Origin of the sequence: Haloferax marisrubri (assembly GCF_001469875.2) — an archaeon.
Taxonomy (GTDB): Archaea; Halobacteriota; Halobacteria; order Halobacteriales; family Haloferacaceae; genus Haloferax; species Haloferax marisrubri.
The window spans coordinates 120,566-132,888 of sequence record NZ_LOPW02000001.1 but is presented as its reverse complement, the minus strand read 5'-3'; the positions used below and the strand labels follow the sequence as shown (position 1 = coordinate 132,888).

The window sequence follows — 12,323 nt, the reverse complement described above, 5'->3', positions numbered from 1 at the left end:
CTACGCCACCGTCTCGATGTTGAGCCGGTAGCGCGTCCCGCAATCGAGACACCGCGCGTCGTCGGACTCGATGAGTTCCGTCACCAACACCTCGCCGAACTCGCAGTTCGGGCACTCGTAGACGAGGGAGTCACCCGCGATGCGGTGCGCGAACGCGTTCGTGTTCTCTTCTGTCAACGGCTCTGATGCGGACGACATTCCTGACCACCAGTCAGATATGCTACCACATAGCACATAAACTATCCGCCGCCAAACGTCGAGCGGCGTCGGGCGACAGCAGAGAGCGAACACCTGAGACACCGTGTGACACTTTCTCAGGCCTCGAAAGCCGGAAATTCGCCCGCCCTTCCGGAACGTCTTTTCAACTCGCGGCCCACCACTCACCCATGACGGAGAACCCCACTTCAGCAGACGACGCACCACGAGCGAACGGGATGCCGATGCTCGGACTCGGGACGTGGCAGAACACGAACGCCGACGAGTGTCGCAACGCGGTGCAGACGGCGCTGGAGATGGGCTACCGCCACATCGACACCGCCCAAGCGTACGGGAACGAGGCGGAGGTCGGCGCGGGAATCGCCGCCGCCGACGTCGACCGCGACGAGGTGTTCCTCGCGACGAAGGTGTGGATCGACGAGCTCTCTTACGACGACGTCATCGAGAGCACCGAAGAGAGCCTCGAAAAGCTCGGCGTTGACTACGTCGATCTCCTGTACGTCCACTGGCCGTCCCGCGAGTACGACGCCGAAGAGACGCTCGCGGCCTTCGACGAACTCGTCGACCGGGGGCTGACCGAGCGCGTCGGCATCTCCAACTTCGAGCCCGAACAGGTCCGCGAGGCCGTCGAACTGTCCGACTCCGGCGTCTTCGCCAACCAAATCGAGATGCACCCGCTCCTCCAGCAGGAGGAACTCCGCGAGGTCTGCGCCGAGGAGGACATCGAAGTCGTCGCGTACTCGCCGCTCGCCCGCGGGAAGGTCTTCGAGGTCGACGTGCTGTCCGACATCGCAGAGAAACACGACGCGAGCGAGGCGCAGGTGTCTCTGGCGTGGCTCCGCGAGAAGGGCGTCACCGCGATTCCGAAGGCGACGAGCGAGGGCCACATCCGCGACAACTGGGAGTCGCTCGCGGTCGAACTCGACGACGAGGACGTGGCCGCCATCGACGCCATCGACGTCGAAGACCGCCGCGTCGACCCCGGCTTCGCGCCCTGGTAAGCGACTGAACCCGCGTTTTTTCCGGTTCGCCTCTCGATTCGCGGGGCGGAGCCGCAACGGATTTGTCGAACGAGTCCCGACAGAATCTCATGGAGTTCGACCTCCCCAAGACAGTCGCGTTGCTCGTCGCGCTCGTCGTCGTCGGAACCGCGGCCCTCGTCGGGATGGGCGTGATGGCCACGAGTACGGTCCTGATGATGGTGACGCCGGCCATGCTCGTCTTCGGGGCCGTCTGCCTCGCCATCGGCGTCAAACACGGCGAGTACCGAGCGTCGAACTGACGGCGTAGAACGAAGCGAAAAAGCGGAACGGAAGGCCTCAGCCCTCGTTTTCTCGCGGCTTGTCCACCACGTCCTCCAGCGTCTCGTCCGAGACGCTCGCCGAGATGCGGACGCCCACGACGCTGACGACGATGCCGGCGACGATGAACATCGCCAGCCGCTGGACCGGCGTGAGCACGAGCCGCCCGAGCAGTTCGAGGTTCGCCAACTCGCCCTGTCGTTCGAGGAGGAAGCCGGCGAAGCCGCGGACGACGAGCCCGATGGCGACGACGCCGAACGGGAGATTCATGTACGACGTGGAGACGCGCTCGCTCCCGATGAGTTCGTCTAAGAGACGCCCCGCGCTGGCGGTCAGCGCGGCGAGCGCCAGCCACGGGACGCTGTGGTAGGCGAACAGGAGCGACGGGACGAGCACCTCCTCGCCCCCGCCGACGCCGGGCGACCGGATAGCGAGCGCGCCGAGGAACAGCCCGACGATTGCCAGCCCCGCGGCGACCGCGTAGGTGACGACCGACACCTGCCCGGAGTAGAGCGCGTCGCGAATCTGGTCCGGGGCGTCCGAGAGGAACTCGTCGATGGCCAGCCCCTTGTAGAGGAGCACCGCACCCATCAGGGCGGCGAGACCCGCCATCGCGACTGCGGGCGTGAACTGGACGAGAAGCAGCGGGACGAGAAGCAGGCCGACGCCGAGCGGGACGAGTATCGTCGAGCGAAGCTCCTCGTCCCCGAGGAACTGCTTGAGCAGGTAGTACGTGGACTCGATGTCGTGGGCCTGCCGGACGACCACGCGGTCGACCGCGTCGACCCGGAGCCTGCTCTCGACGACGGGGACGAGTCGCTCGTCTTCCGCGCTGTCGATGACGACCACCGCGGACTCGACGTCGTACCGCTCGACGAGGTCGTCGAGCTGTCGCGCGACGGCGCGGTCTGCCCCGACGGCGCTGTCGCTCGTGCCCGAGACGACCGCGATTTCGGCATCCTCGCGCTCGTCTCTGAGTTCGCGCGTCGTCTGCAACGCCGCGAGAAGGCAGTTGACGCTCGAATCCTCGGGGTCGGCGAGCCCCACGTCGGTGACGAGCGACCGGACCGCTTCCCAGCCGACGACGGGCGTCGAGAGCCCGGTCTTGCGGCCGATGTCGTTCGCCCGGTCGACACAGAGGACGAGCGTTGTCACGTGGAAGACGAACGGGGGCGCGGGCTAAAAAGCCTCCCAGTCGTCAGAACCGAAACGAGAAGCCGTCGTCCGGTTCGACCGACGAGGCGACCCCCGCGCCGAAGGCGTACGCCGCCCCCTCGACGCCGCCGCGGAGCCGGTCGGTGAGACCGACCTCGGGGGTGAACTCTCGCACCGAGACCTCGTCGCGGCCGAGGAGTTCGGCGAGCCGGGCTTCCACGTCGTCGCGGGTGCCCAGCGAGTCGACCAGCCCGAGTTCGTGGGCCTCCTCGCCGAGATAGACGCGGGCTTCCGTGTCGCGGACGACCTGCGGGTCCATGTCGCGGCCCTCGGCGACGCGCTCGACGAAGTCGTCGTAGTAGTCGTCGATGAGGCCCTGGAGGTACTCGCGTTCGTCCTCGGTCGGCTCTTTGAGGGCCATCCCCGCGTCCTTGTACTTCCCCGCGGCGAACCGCTCGTAGGAGAGGCCGACCTTGTCGGCCAGCTCCGAGGCGTTGACCGACGAGCCGATGACGCCGATGGAGCCGACGACGCTCACGTCGTGGGACCACAGTTCGTCACAGCCGCTGGCGATCCAGTAGCCGCCCGACGCGCAGGTGTCCGTGGCGTAGGCGACCGTCGGCCCGTCGAAGTCGGCGGCGGCCCGGCGGATGTCGTCGCTCGGCAGGACCTCGCCGCCGGGCGTGTTCAGTTTGACGAGGAGCGCGTCGACGTTCTCGTCGTCGGCCGCGGCGTCGATCTGTTCGACGATGTCGTCGGCGGGCGTCCCACTACCACGACCCGGAACCGGGCCACCGCCGCCGTTGCGGGAAATCGGCCCCTCGACGGCGACTTCGGCCACGTCGTAGTCGGGGAACGCCGAGGCGGCGAGCCTGCCGCCGACGCGGAGCGCGGCGACGACGGTCCCGATGACCAAGAGGAGTCCCGCGAGGTCCGCGAGGGTGTCGGGGACGCGGTAGAACAGAATCCAGCCGACCGCCGCCGCGACGACGGCGAAGACGACCACGATAGCCAACCGGGAGACGCGCGTGAAGCTGTCGGTCACGGTGAATCACTCATGGCTGTCGCTGGGGCTTCGAACGGGATAAAAATGATACGTCGCAAGCGCGACGAAGAGAGAGAAAGTGACCGAAGTTTAGAGCAGACCGGACTTCTGGAGCTTCATCAGGTCCTCGGTCTCGAGGGTCTCGCCTTCCTTGAACTTCTGGTAGATTTCCTCGGCCTCGGCCTTGGCGGCTTCGCGCTCCTCGGCGCGGGAGTCCTTGCGCTGGCGCTCTTCCTTCTTGTCCAGCTCGCGGAGGCGCTTCTGGACGCGGACGAAGTCCTCGTGGTGACGGTCGGCCGCTTCCTGGGCTTCGACGAAGAGCTCGTGCATCTCGTCGGCCTTGTCGCGGATGTCGTCGGCCTCGCGGTAGGCCTCGATCATCTGGTTGTGGTGTTCCTGGGCGTCGTCGGCCAGCTCGGTCACCTTCTGGTGGTGCTGGGACGCCTCGGAGCGGACCTCTTCTGCCTCTTCGATGAGTTCTTCGAGGTCACCGCTCTCTTCGACCTTGTCCTTTTTTTGGCGAAGTTCTTCGCGCTTGTTCTCGATCTTCTCGATGAGCTCGCGCTCGTCTTCTGTCGAGAGGACTTCGGTCTGCTGGCGGAACTCGAGTTGCTCGATCTCCTCTTTGAGCTCGTCGATGTCCTTGCCGTCGTCGAGCTCGAGGTCGCTTTTCATCTCGTCGACCTCGTCGAAGAGCTCGTTGGCCTTCGCGTTGAGCTCGTTGCGGCTCTGCTTGTGTTCCTGCACCTGCGAGTTCATTTCGTCGCGCTTCTCGCGGTGCTTCTGGGCTTCGTCGACCTTCTCGCGAGTCATCGCGTTGAGGTCGTCGCGCTTGGATGCGCGCTCAGAAGCCATCTGGTTTAGTTCATTGCGGCGGTCACGGAGTTGACCGGCGAGTTTGATGAGTTCGCCTTTCGAGCCGCTCTCGAGCTTTTCGTCTGGGAGATCGATGTTTCGTGCCTCGTCGAGTTCCTGCACGTCGAACTCGCTAAGTACTTCCTGCTTCGTTACCATGCGTAATCAATCCTCGATACCATCACCACTCCGTGCGTGGCGGCTGCTCGTGGGAGTGCGACCGACCGTGGATAAGAATTCCCGATCATTCTGCGTGCGATGCCGCCGGAACGCCGGAGGCGCTCAGGTACATACACATACAGGCGACCAGTTAATAAATACTTCGGTGGAAATTCGGGTGAAAACAGTTACCACACCGCTCGTATCGACCGTATTCGCTATGTTAGTCGTTGCCATGGTCGTATATAAATGGGATGCGAATCGAGGGGGCTAAACCGAGTCGGGTCGGATGCCACGTCATGAGAGAGGTCATCCGCGCACGCGGCCACGAACACGTGCGCGCCGAACACGCGAGCACGTTCGAGGTGACGACAGACGACTGGCTCACCCCCGCGGGCGACTGTATCATCGGCGTCGAGGCCGACCGCACGCCCGCCGACTTCGACCCGGCGTTCGTCGAGGCCTGCCAGTCCCACGACGCGACTATCGACGTGCACGTCCGCGTGGACGCGGGCGACGACGCCCACGAGCAGACCGTTCGCGCACGCGGACACCCGGACCTCACCTTCGAGGGCGACCGCAGCGTCGTCTTCCGCACGAGCGACTACGTGGACGACCGGACGGGCGCGGTCGGCGCGGCCCACGCCGCTGCGGGCTTCGACCGCGACCTCGTCTCGGCGCTCGCCGACGGCGCGGAACTGACGGTCACCATCGAAGTCGAGTAGTCCCGCGCGGGCGGCGAGCCGGTCGACCGACGGAATGCGCTTTTTACCGCGCGGTCGTAACCTCCGGCCATGGCCGAAGAACCCTCCGAGAACATCAGCGGCGGCGCGAGCGGCGGCGGCCGAGAGTCGGCGTTCGACCCCGCCGACCCCGAGACCGCGACGCGCGCCGAGGTCGTCGTGGACCGCCTCGGCGAGCGCTACTGGCGGAAGGCCTACGGCGGGCAGGGCGGCTTCGAGTGTCTCGTCCGAACCATCCTGAGCCAGAACACGAGCGACAAGGCGAGCCAGCCGGCCCACGACGAACTCATGGCGCAGTACGGCGGCGGCGACCTCGCCGAGTCGCTGGCGGCGGCCGACCGCGAGGGCATCGTCGACGCCATCCGCTCCGGCGGGCTCTACAACCAGAAGTCGAAGCTCATCCAAGGCGTCGCGGAGGACGTGCTGGCCGACTTCGGGAGCGAGGCCGACTTCGACCGCTACGTCCGCGAGGAAGCGCCCGCGACGGTCCGCGACCGCCTCTTGGAGATGAAGGGCGTCGGCCCGAAGACCGCCGACTGCGTCCTCCTTTTCGCGGGCGGGCGCGGCGGCGTCTTCCCCGTCGATACGCACGTCCACCGCATCGCTCGGCGAATCGGTCTCGCGCCCGCAGACGCCGACCACGAAGGCGTTCGGGCGGCGCTCGAACGCGACATCCCCGACGAGAAATGCGGCTTCGGCCACACCGCGATGATTCAGTTCGGCCGCGAGTTCTGCAAGGCGCGAAAGCCCGCGTGTCTCGACGGCCCCGAGGCGTGCCCGATGGCCGACGTGTGCGACATGGTCGGCGTCGACGCGGCGGCGCAGTCGGTCACCGACCCCGCGGCCGCGGACGACTGACTAACAGGACTTCGTTTCGAGCCCGCTCACCGGCGAGCCGTCGTCCTCGTAGTTCGATTCGACGCCCGAGTCGGCGAACATCGGGAGGTTCATCGAGTAGTCGTAGACGACGCTGAACCGCGAGAAGGGGTTCGAGAGGAACGCCGATGCGGGGCCGACGCCGTCGAAGGCGACCCCCGCCCGGAGTTGGACGATGGAGTCGTTGCCGACGGAGCCGCCGGCTTCCATCCCGAAGCCGCCCTCGCCGCCGAGGTTCTCGAACATCGAGAGGAAGACGACGAGGTCGATGGCCGCGCCCTCGCCGCCGATGTCGAACTGGTGGCCCTCGCCGGGGAAACACGGCGATGTCGGGCCGGTCGCGGCGGCGACCGGGGCGGTCGCGACGGTGAGAATCACGGCGAGCGTCAGGGACGCGCGGGTCGCGGCGTTCATACCGTCGCCTCCGGCGCGCTGCTAATTAAGGATACGCCGCGATTCTCAGGGGTGATACCGTATCTCGAAGCGACACGAGGGAGTGAGCGCGCGGGTCCCGGCACGGTTCGGTCCCAACGCGGTCTGGTCCCAGCGGTTACTCCTCGCCGTCGAGCTGTCGGATGAGTTCGTCGAGGACGGCGTCCGCGCTGGCGAGGTTTGTCGCCAGCGGCGTCTGGTGAACGTCACAGATGCGGAGCAGGGCGGTGATGTCCGGTTCGTGGGGCTGGGCGGTCAGCGGGTCGCGGAGGAAGATGACGCCGTCGCAGGTCTCGCTGGCGATCTCCGCGCCGATCTGCATGTCGCCGCCGAGCGGCCCGGACTGCTTGCGCTCGATGTCGAGGCCCGTGGCGTCGATGAGTCGCTGACCCGTCGTCCCCGTCGCCATGAGTTCGAAGCGTTCGAGGTCGGCCTGCCGCTCCTCGGCGAACGAGATGAGGTCCGGCTTCTTCTCGTCGTGCGCAATAAGTGCGAGACGCATGGCAAACACTCGTTCGAGCGTCGTGATTAATCTTCGCCCGGACGCCGTCCGTGAGAAATCGTCGCGCGGCGGCGGTTGGCGCGCCGGTGAGGGTCGCCGTGACTGCGAGTCGTTACTTGAAGCGGAACGTCTCGAGGTTCTTCGGCGCGAACGTCCGCATGTTGTAGTCGTGGTAGAGCGCCGACGAGAGGTCCTGCACGGAGCGCTCGTCACCGTGGACGCACAGCACCTTCTCCGGGCGCGGGTTCATCGTCTTGACGAAGTTCTCGAGGCCCTGCCGGTCGGCGTGACCGGAGAAGCCGTCGACCGTCTCGACGTCCATCTTGAGCTTCAGCGTGTCCGACCGGCCCATGCCGTCGCGGCCGTTGACCGGAATCTCGTCCCAGCCGTTCTGGATGCGGCGACCGAGCGTCCCCTGCGCCTGGTAACCGACGAAGACCAGTCGGGACTTCGGGTCGGGGCCGACGTGGCGGAGCCACGACATGATGGGGCCGCCGGTGACCATCCCGGAGGTCGAGAGAATGATGGCTTGGTCGCCGTCGGCGACGTCCTGGCGCTCCTCTTCGCCGCCGTCGATGTGGTTGAACTCCTCGGCGAGGAACGGGTTTTCGTCCTCGTGGAAGATGCGGTCGCGGAGGTCGTCGCGGAGGTACTCGGGGTAGGTCGTGTGGATGGCCGTCGCCTCCCAGATCATCCCGTCGAGGTGGACGGGCATCCTCGGAATCTTGCCCGAGCGCATCGCCTCTTCGAGGACGAGCATAATCTCCTGGGAGCGACCGACGGCGAACGCCGGGATGACGACCTTGCCGCCGCGGTCGTACGTCTCGTTGATGACCTCGATGAGGCGCTTTTCGGAGTCCTGCTGGTCGGTCTGGTAGTCGTTGCGACCGCCGTAGGTCGATTCGAGGACGAGCGTCTCGACGCGCGGGAAGTCGTTGACTGCGCCGTTGAACAGGCGGGTGTCCTCGTAGTGGATGTCGCCGGAGAACGCGACGTTGTAGAGGCCGTCGCCGATGTGGAAGTGCGAGACGGCGGAGCCGAGGATGTGGCCCGCGTTGTGGAAGGTGAGCTTCACGTCGGGCGCGATGTCGGTCACGTCGCCGTACTCCAGCGGGATGGTGTGCTTGATGGCCTCGCGGACCATCTCGGACTCGTACGGCGGGGTGCGGCCTTCCTTCGAGGCGACGTCGAGGTAGTCGAGCGTGAGCAGACCCATGAGGTCGCGGGTCGGCTCAGTCGTGTAGATGGGTCCGTCGTAGCCGTACTTGAACAGAAGCGGGATGAGCGCCGAGTGGTCGAGGTGAGCGTGGGTGAGGACGACGGCGTCGAGCGAGTTCGCGCCCGACCCGAGCGCCTCGGGGACCTGCAGATACGGCACGTCGTCGGAGCCGGGCTTGTCGCCGCAGTCGACGAGGATTCGGGTCTCGGGCGTCGAGACGATGAAAGACGCGCGGCCGACCTCGCGGCAGCAGCCGAGGGTCGTGATGCGGACCCACTCGTCGTCCGAGAGCTGTTCGCGGTGAATCTGCCGACCGGTCCGTTCGAGAATGCGGCGGCGGTCCTCGCGTTCCTGCTTCAGGAAGTTGCGGACGTTCGAGACCGTCGAGGACTCGATGGGCGGGGTGCGGACGACTTCGGGCGTCCAGCCGACTTTCTGTGTGATTTCGCGGAGCGTCGAGCCGTGGCGGCCGATGACCATGCCCGGTTTCTCGGCCTCGATGACGACTTCCCCGGTGTCGATATGAAAGTCGAGGTCGGTGACGCCGGCCTCTTCGGGGATGACGCTCAGAATCTTGGGTTCGGCCTCTCGGGGGTCGGACAGCACGTCCGGGTCCGGGCGAACCGTGATTCGCTTTCGGAGCTTACTCGCGAGTTTCCGGATAAGGTCGCCGTTCTGAGCGAACTTCTTCGGGTCGCGCGTGTAGACGACGAGTTCGGGACCCTCGTACTTGACGTCGGAAACCGAGATGTCGCGGGGGAGTTCGTTCGTAATCTCTGCCTTCAAATTCTCGAGTTGTTTATCTACGGAGCTCATAGTTACGAGCGACCCGTCCGGTCCTGCGCCGGCAGGTCTCGGGAACCCCTACCTCAGGAGCGTCGACACGAGACGGTCCACGTGTACGAGTGCCAGTCTCGGCCAACTGCGGAGAGAGCATAGTGAACTGAATACGGTGGTATCTCGACTGCGGGAAGAGGCAGGGAAAACCCGCTTACCCGACAGTACCATGTCGCCAGTATAAAACCCTTCGCAAAGCCGAAGCGTCTCGGGGTCGACCGACGACCATGGAACTCACACCGGCGGCTGTCTCGGCGGAGCACGACTGGGTCCGAGACCGCGCGGACGTGGTCGTCCCGCTCATCAACGAGACGCGACGGCGACTCGGCGAGCAGTTCGACACCCGCGTCGGCGAGGTCGACGAGGCGACCTACCTCGACGCAGTTGACGCGGTGTTCGCCGACGGGGAGGTCGGCGTCAACGTCGCGGCGTACGTGCGCATCCTCAAGCAGTTAGACGTGCAGGACGACTATCCGGGGTTCGTCGTGGACGAGGTGCTCGGCCGCGAACTTGCGGCGACCATCGCCGGCGGCGAGCCGCTCCGACTCCTCGCGCAGGCGACGTTCCACTTCGCGGACGTGGCCGTCCACACCGACGGTCCCGCCGGCCGCGACGACCTCGACGCCGCGCTCGCCGCGGGCTTTCAGACGCGACTGCCGGGGTGGTCGTGGCGCGAAGGGGATTCCCCGTTCGACAGCCGGCGCTGACCACCGGGCGGTGTCGCGTGAAAAAGGTCGAGTCGTGTTTTACCACTCGATTCGGACGCGCTCCGACGACCGCTCGGACTCGGTCGCCGAACCGAGTTCGCGGAGCCGTCCGCGGAACGCGCCGACGCACTCCTCGCACGCGGTCACGTGCTCGAGAATGCCGTTCTCGTACTCCGCCATGACCGCCCGCGGGGTCCGCCGCGTCAGCCGCTCCGGGCCCATCCGTCCGACGCCGCGCACTCCGGGGTCGCCCAACCCCGTCAGTCGGTCGCCGCGCGCCGCCGCCCACCGCGCGTACGACGCGAGTCGGTCGCGGGCGCGGCGCTCGCGCGGGCTCAACTTCCCAGAGAGGTCCACGAACCGGTCCCACGTCTCGACCGTGTACTCCGAGACGAGGCCGCGCTCGACAGCGTCGTCCAGTCGCTCGATGACCGGTGTGAACTCCGCGCGCCGCCCGCTCGGAACCCACAGTTCGATTCGGACCGTCTCCTCCCGAGAAGTCGGCCGCTCGCCGCTCACAATTGTGTCCATTGCTAACACGCCAACCACCACGCACAGGTAGGGCAGCCGACGATATGTATCTATGCGTCCGCCGGACCCGCCGAACGTCGTCGGCCGGAGACGGTCCGCACGGCGTGCCGGCACGCCGGCACCTTCGGGGCGTTTAAGGGTTCGCTACGGCTACCGATGGGCAATGAGCGACGAGCAGGAACTCGGTATCACCGAGTCGAAGCAGTACAACACCGGCGAGTGGTACGCCGAGGTCGTCCAGAAGGCGGGCCTCGCGAACTACGGCCCGGAGGGCATGAGCGGCTTCATCGTGACTCGCCCGCGCGGCTACGCGCTGTGGGAGTCCATCCAGAACTACCTCGACGGCGAGTTCAAGAAGACGGGCGTCCAGAACGCGTACTTCCCGCTGTTTATCCCCGAGAGCTACCTCGAACGCGAGAAGGACATCGTCGAGGGCTTCGACCCCGAGGTCGCGTGGGTCACCCACGGCGGCCACGAGGAACTCGAAGAGCGCCTCGCCGTCCGCCCGACCTCCGAGTCCATCATCGCGCCCTACATGGCCCAGTGGGTCCGCAGTCACCGCGACCTCCCGCTCCGCGTGAACCAGTGGGCCTCCGTCGTGCGCTGGGAGGCGACTGAGACGAAGCCGTTCTTCCGCACCAAGGAGTTCCTCTGGCAGGAGGGCCACACGGCCCACGAGACCCGCGACGGCGCGTGGGACGAGACGATGACCCGCCTGTCGCAGTACCAGTCGCTCTACGAGGACGTGCTCGCCATCCCCGTGCTCCGCGGCGCGAAGCCGGAACACGACAAGTTCCCCGGCGCGGACACGACGACGACCGTCGAGGCGCTCATGCCCGACGGCAAGTCCGTGCAGGCCGGCACCTCCCACTACCTCGGCACCTCCTTCGCCGAGGCGTTCGACCTCACCTACACGACCGAAGACGAGGACGAAGAGCCCGCCCACACGACTTCGTGGGGGCTGTCGTGGCGCTCGCTCGGCGCGCTCATCATGACGCACTCGGACGACCAGGGGCTCGTCCTGCCCCCGACCATCGCGCCCGAACAGGTCGTCATCGTCCCCATCTGGCAGGCCGACACGCAGGAGAAGGTCCTCGAGTACGCCGAAGACATCGCCGAAGACCTCGAAGACGCCGGCGTCCGCGTCGAACTCGACGCCCGCGACGAGCGCAACCCCGGCTTCAAGTTCAACGAGTGGGAGCTCAAGGGCGTCCCCGTCCGCTTCGAAATCGGCCCGAACGAGGTCGACGACGACGTCGTCACGGCCGTTCACCGCCCCGACGGCGAGTCGGTCGAACTCGACCGCGAGAACATCGCCGAGGCCGTCCAAGCGCAGTTCGACGAGGTCTACGCGAAGCTCTACGCCGCCGCGGAGGAGAACCTCGAGGAGAACGTCCGCGAGGCGTCCGCCCGCAACGAGATTCTCGGCACCATCGGCCAGCACGGCGGCTACGTGAAAGCGCCGTGGTGCGGTGACGAGGCCTGCGAGGACGAGATTAAAGACCAAATCGCCGCCGAAATCGTCATGGTTCCCCTGAACGACGAGGACGCGGAGATTCACGACGGCGAGGACTGCGCGGTCTGCGGCGACGACGCCGAGGAGACGGCGTACTTCGCGAAGTCCTACTGAACCGGCCGTCGCGCCGTTTTACACGGTTGTTCATATTTTTCGTCGCGCGTCGAATCATCATTAGTCGACATACTATGTATGGATACATCCTTATATGATATTGTAACACCCTTAT

At 66.3% G+C, this 12,323-nt stretch carries 14 protein-coding genes; 6 read left to right on the top strand and 8 right to left on the bottom strand.

Going from position 1 to position 12,323, the window contains the following annotated elements:
* Complete coding sequence (locus AUR65_RS00665) at nucleotides 1–198, bottom strand: hypothetical protein (protein ID WP_013035477.1); 198 nt, start codon at nucleotides 196–198, stop codon at nucleotides 1–3.
* A 236-nt stretch (nucleotides 199–434) separates the two neighbouring features.
* Here AUR65_RS00665 and AUR65_RS00660 point away from each other — a divergent pair, with 236 nt between their 5' ends.
* Nucleotides 435–1,217: an aldo/keto reductase gene (locus AUR65_RS00660; protein WP_058565887.1), complete on the top strand. Its 783-nt coding sequence runs from the start codon at nucleotides 435–437 to the stop codon at nucleotides 1,215–1,217.
* Nucleotides 1,218–1,306: 89 nt separating this feature from the next.
* Nucleotides 1,307–1,498: a DUF7333 family protein gene (locus tag AUR65_RS00655; protein WP_004971131.1), complete on the top strand. Its 192-nt coding sequence runs from the start codon at nucleotides 1,307–1,309 to the stop codon at nucleotides 1,496–1,498.
* Between the two features lie 37 nt (nucleotides 1,499–1,535).
* Here AUR65_RS00655 and AUR65_RS00650 read toward each other — a convergent pair whose 3' ends face one another.
* The 3 genes from AUR65_RS00650 to AUR65_RS00640 form a co-directional block, all read right to left on the bottom strand.
* Complete coding sequence (locus AUR65_RS00650) at nucleotides 1,536–2,672, bottom strand: DUF373 family protein (protein ID WP_058565886.1); 1,137 nt, start codon at nucleotides 2,670–2,672, stop codon at nucleotides 1,536–1,538.
* Between the two features lie 43 nt (nucleotides 2,673–2,715).
* Nucleotides 2,716–3,717, bottom strand: coding sequence for a signal peptide peptidase SppA (sppA, locus tag AUR65_RS00645; protein ID WP_058565885.1), 1,002 nt, complete (start codon nucleotides 3,715–3,717; stop codon nucleotides 2,716–2,718).
* A gap of 90 nt (nucleotides 3,718–3,807) precedes the next feature.
* Nucleotides 3,808–4,731, bottom strand: coding sequence for a coiled-coil protein (locus AUR65_RS00640; RefSeq protein WP_004972546.1), 924 nt, complete (start codon nucleotides 4,729–4,731; stop codon nucleotides 3,808–3,810).
* Between the two features lie 299 nt (nucleotides 4,732–5,030).
* Between AUR65_RS00640 and AUR65_RS00635 the strand changes: the two genes are divergently transcribed.
* Entirely contained in the window at nucleotides 5,031–5,456 is a 426-nt protein-coding gene (locus tag AUR65_RS00635; RefSeq protein ID WP_058565884.1) for a DUF371 domain-containing protein, read from the top strand.
* 69 nt (nucleotides 5,457–5,525) lie between these two features.
* Nucleotides 5,526–6,332, top strand: a complete 807-nt coding sequence (locus tag AUR65_RS00630; RefSeq protein ID WP_058565883.1) for an endonuclease III domain-containing protein — start codon at nucleotides 5,526–5,528, stop codon at nucleotides 6,330–6,332.
* Here AUR65_RS00630 and AUR65_RS00625 read toward each other — a convergent pair whose 3' ends face one another.
* From AUR65_RS00625 to AUR65_RS00615, 3 genes are all read right to left on the bottom strand, one after another.
* Nucleotides 6,333–6,764, bottom strand: coding sequence for a DUF7332 family protein (locus AUR65_RS00625; RefSeq protein ID WP_058565882.1), 432 nt, complete (start codon nucleotides 6,762–6,764; stop codon nucleotides 6,333–6,335).
* A 136-nt stretch (nucleotides 6,765–6,900) separates the two neighbouring features.
* Entirely contained in the window at nucleotides 6,901–7,284 is a 384-nt protein-coding gene (locus AUR65_RS00620) for a methylglyoxal synthase (protein ID WP_004972550.1), read from the bottom strand.
* Between the two features lie 112 nt (nucleotides 7,285–7,396).
* Nucleotides 7,397–9,319, bottom strand: coding sequence for a beta-CASP ribonuclease aCPSF1 (locus AUR65_RS00615; RefSeq protein ID WP_058565881.1), 1,923 nt, complete (start codon nucleotides 9,317–9,319; stop codon nucleotides 7,397–7,399).
* Nucleotides 9,320–9,567: 248 nt separating this feature from the next.
* Here AUR65_RS00615 and AUR65_RS00610 point away from each other — a divergent pair, with 248 nt between their 5' ends.
* Nucleotides 9,568–10,047, top strand: coding sequence for a hypothetical protein (locus AUR65_RS00610; RefSeq protein ID WP_058565880.1), 480 nt, complete (start codon nucleotides 9,568–9,570; stop codon nucleotides 10,045–10,047).
* 39 nt (nucleotides 10,048–10,086) lie between these two features.
* Here AUR65_RS00610 and AUR65_RS00605 read toward each other — a convergent pair whose 3' ends face one another.
* On the bottom strand, nucleotides 10,087–10,578 hold the full coding sequence (locus AUR65_RS00605) for an HTH domain-containing protein (RefSeq protein ID WP_058565879.1): 492 nt from the start codon (nucleotides 10,576–10,578) through the stop codon (nucleotides 10,087–10,089).
* 163 nt (nucleotides 10,579–10,741) lie between these two features.
* Between AUR65_RS00605 and proS the strand changes: the two genes are divergently transcribed.
* Nucleotides 10,742–12,208: a proline--tRNA ligase gene (gene proS / locus AUR65_RS00600; RefSeq protein WP_058565878.1), complete on the top strand. Its 1,467-nt coding sequence runs from the start codon at nucleotides 10,742–10,744 to the stop codon at nucleotides 12,206–12,208.
* Nucleotides 12,209–12,323: the final 115 nt, after the last annotated feature.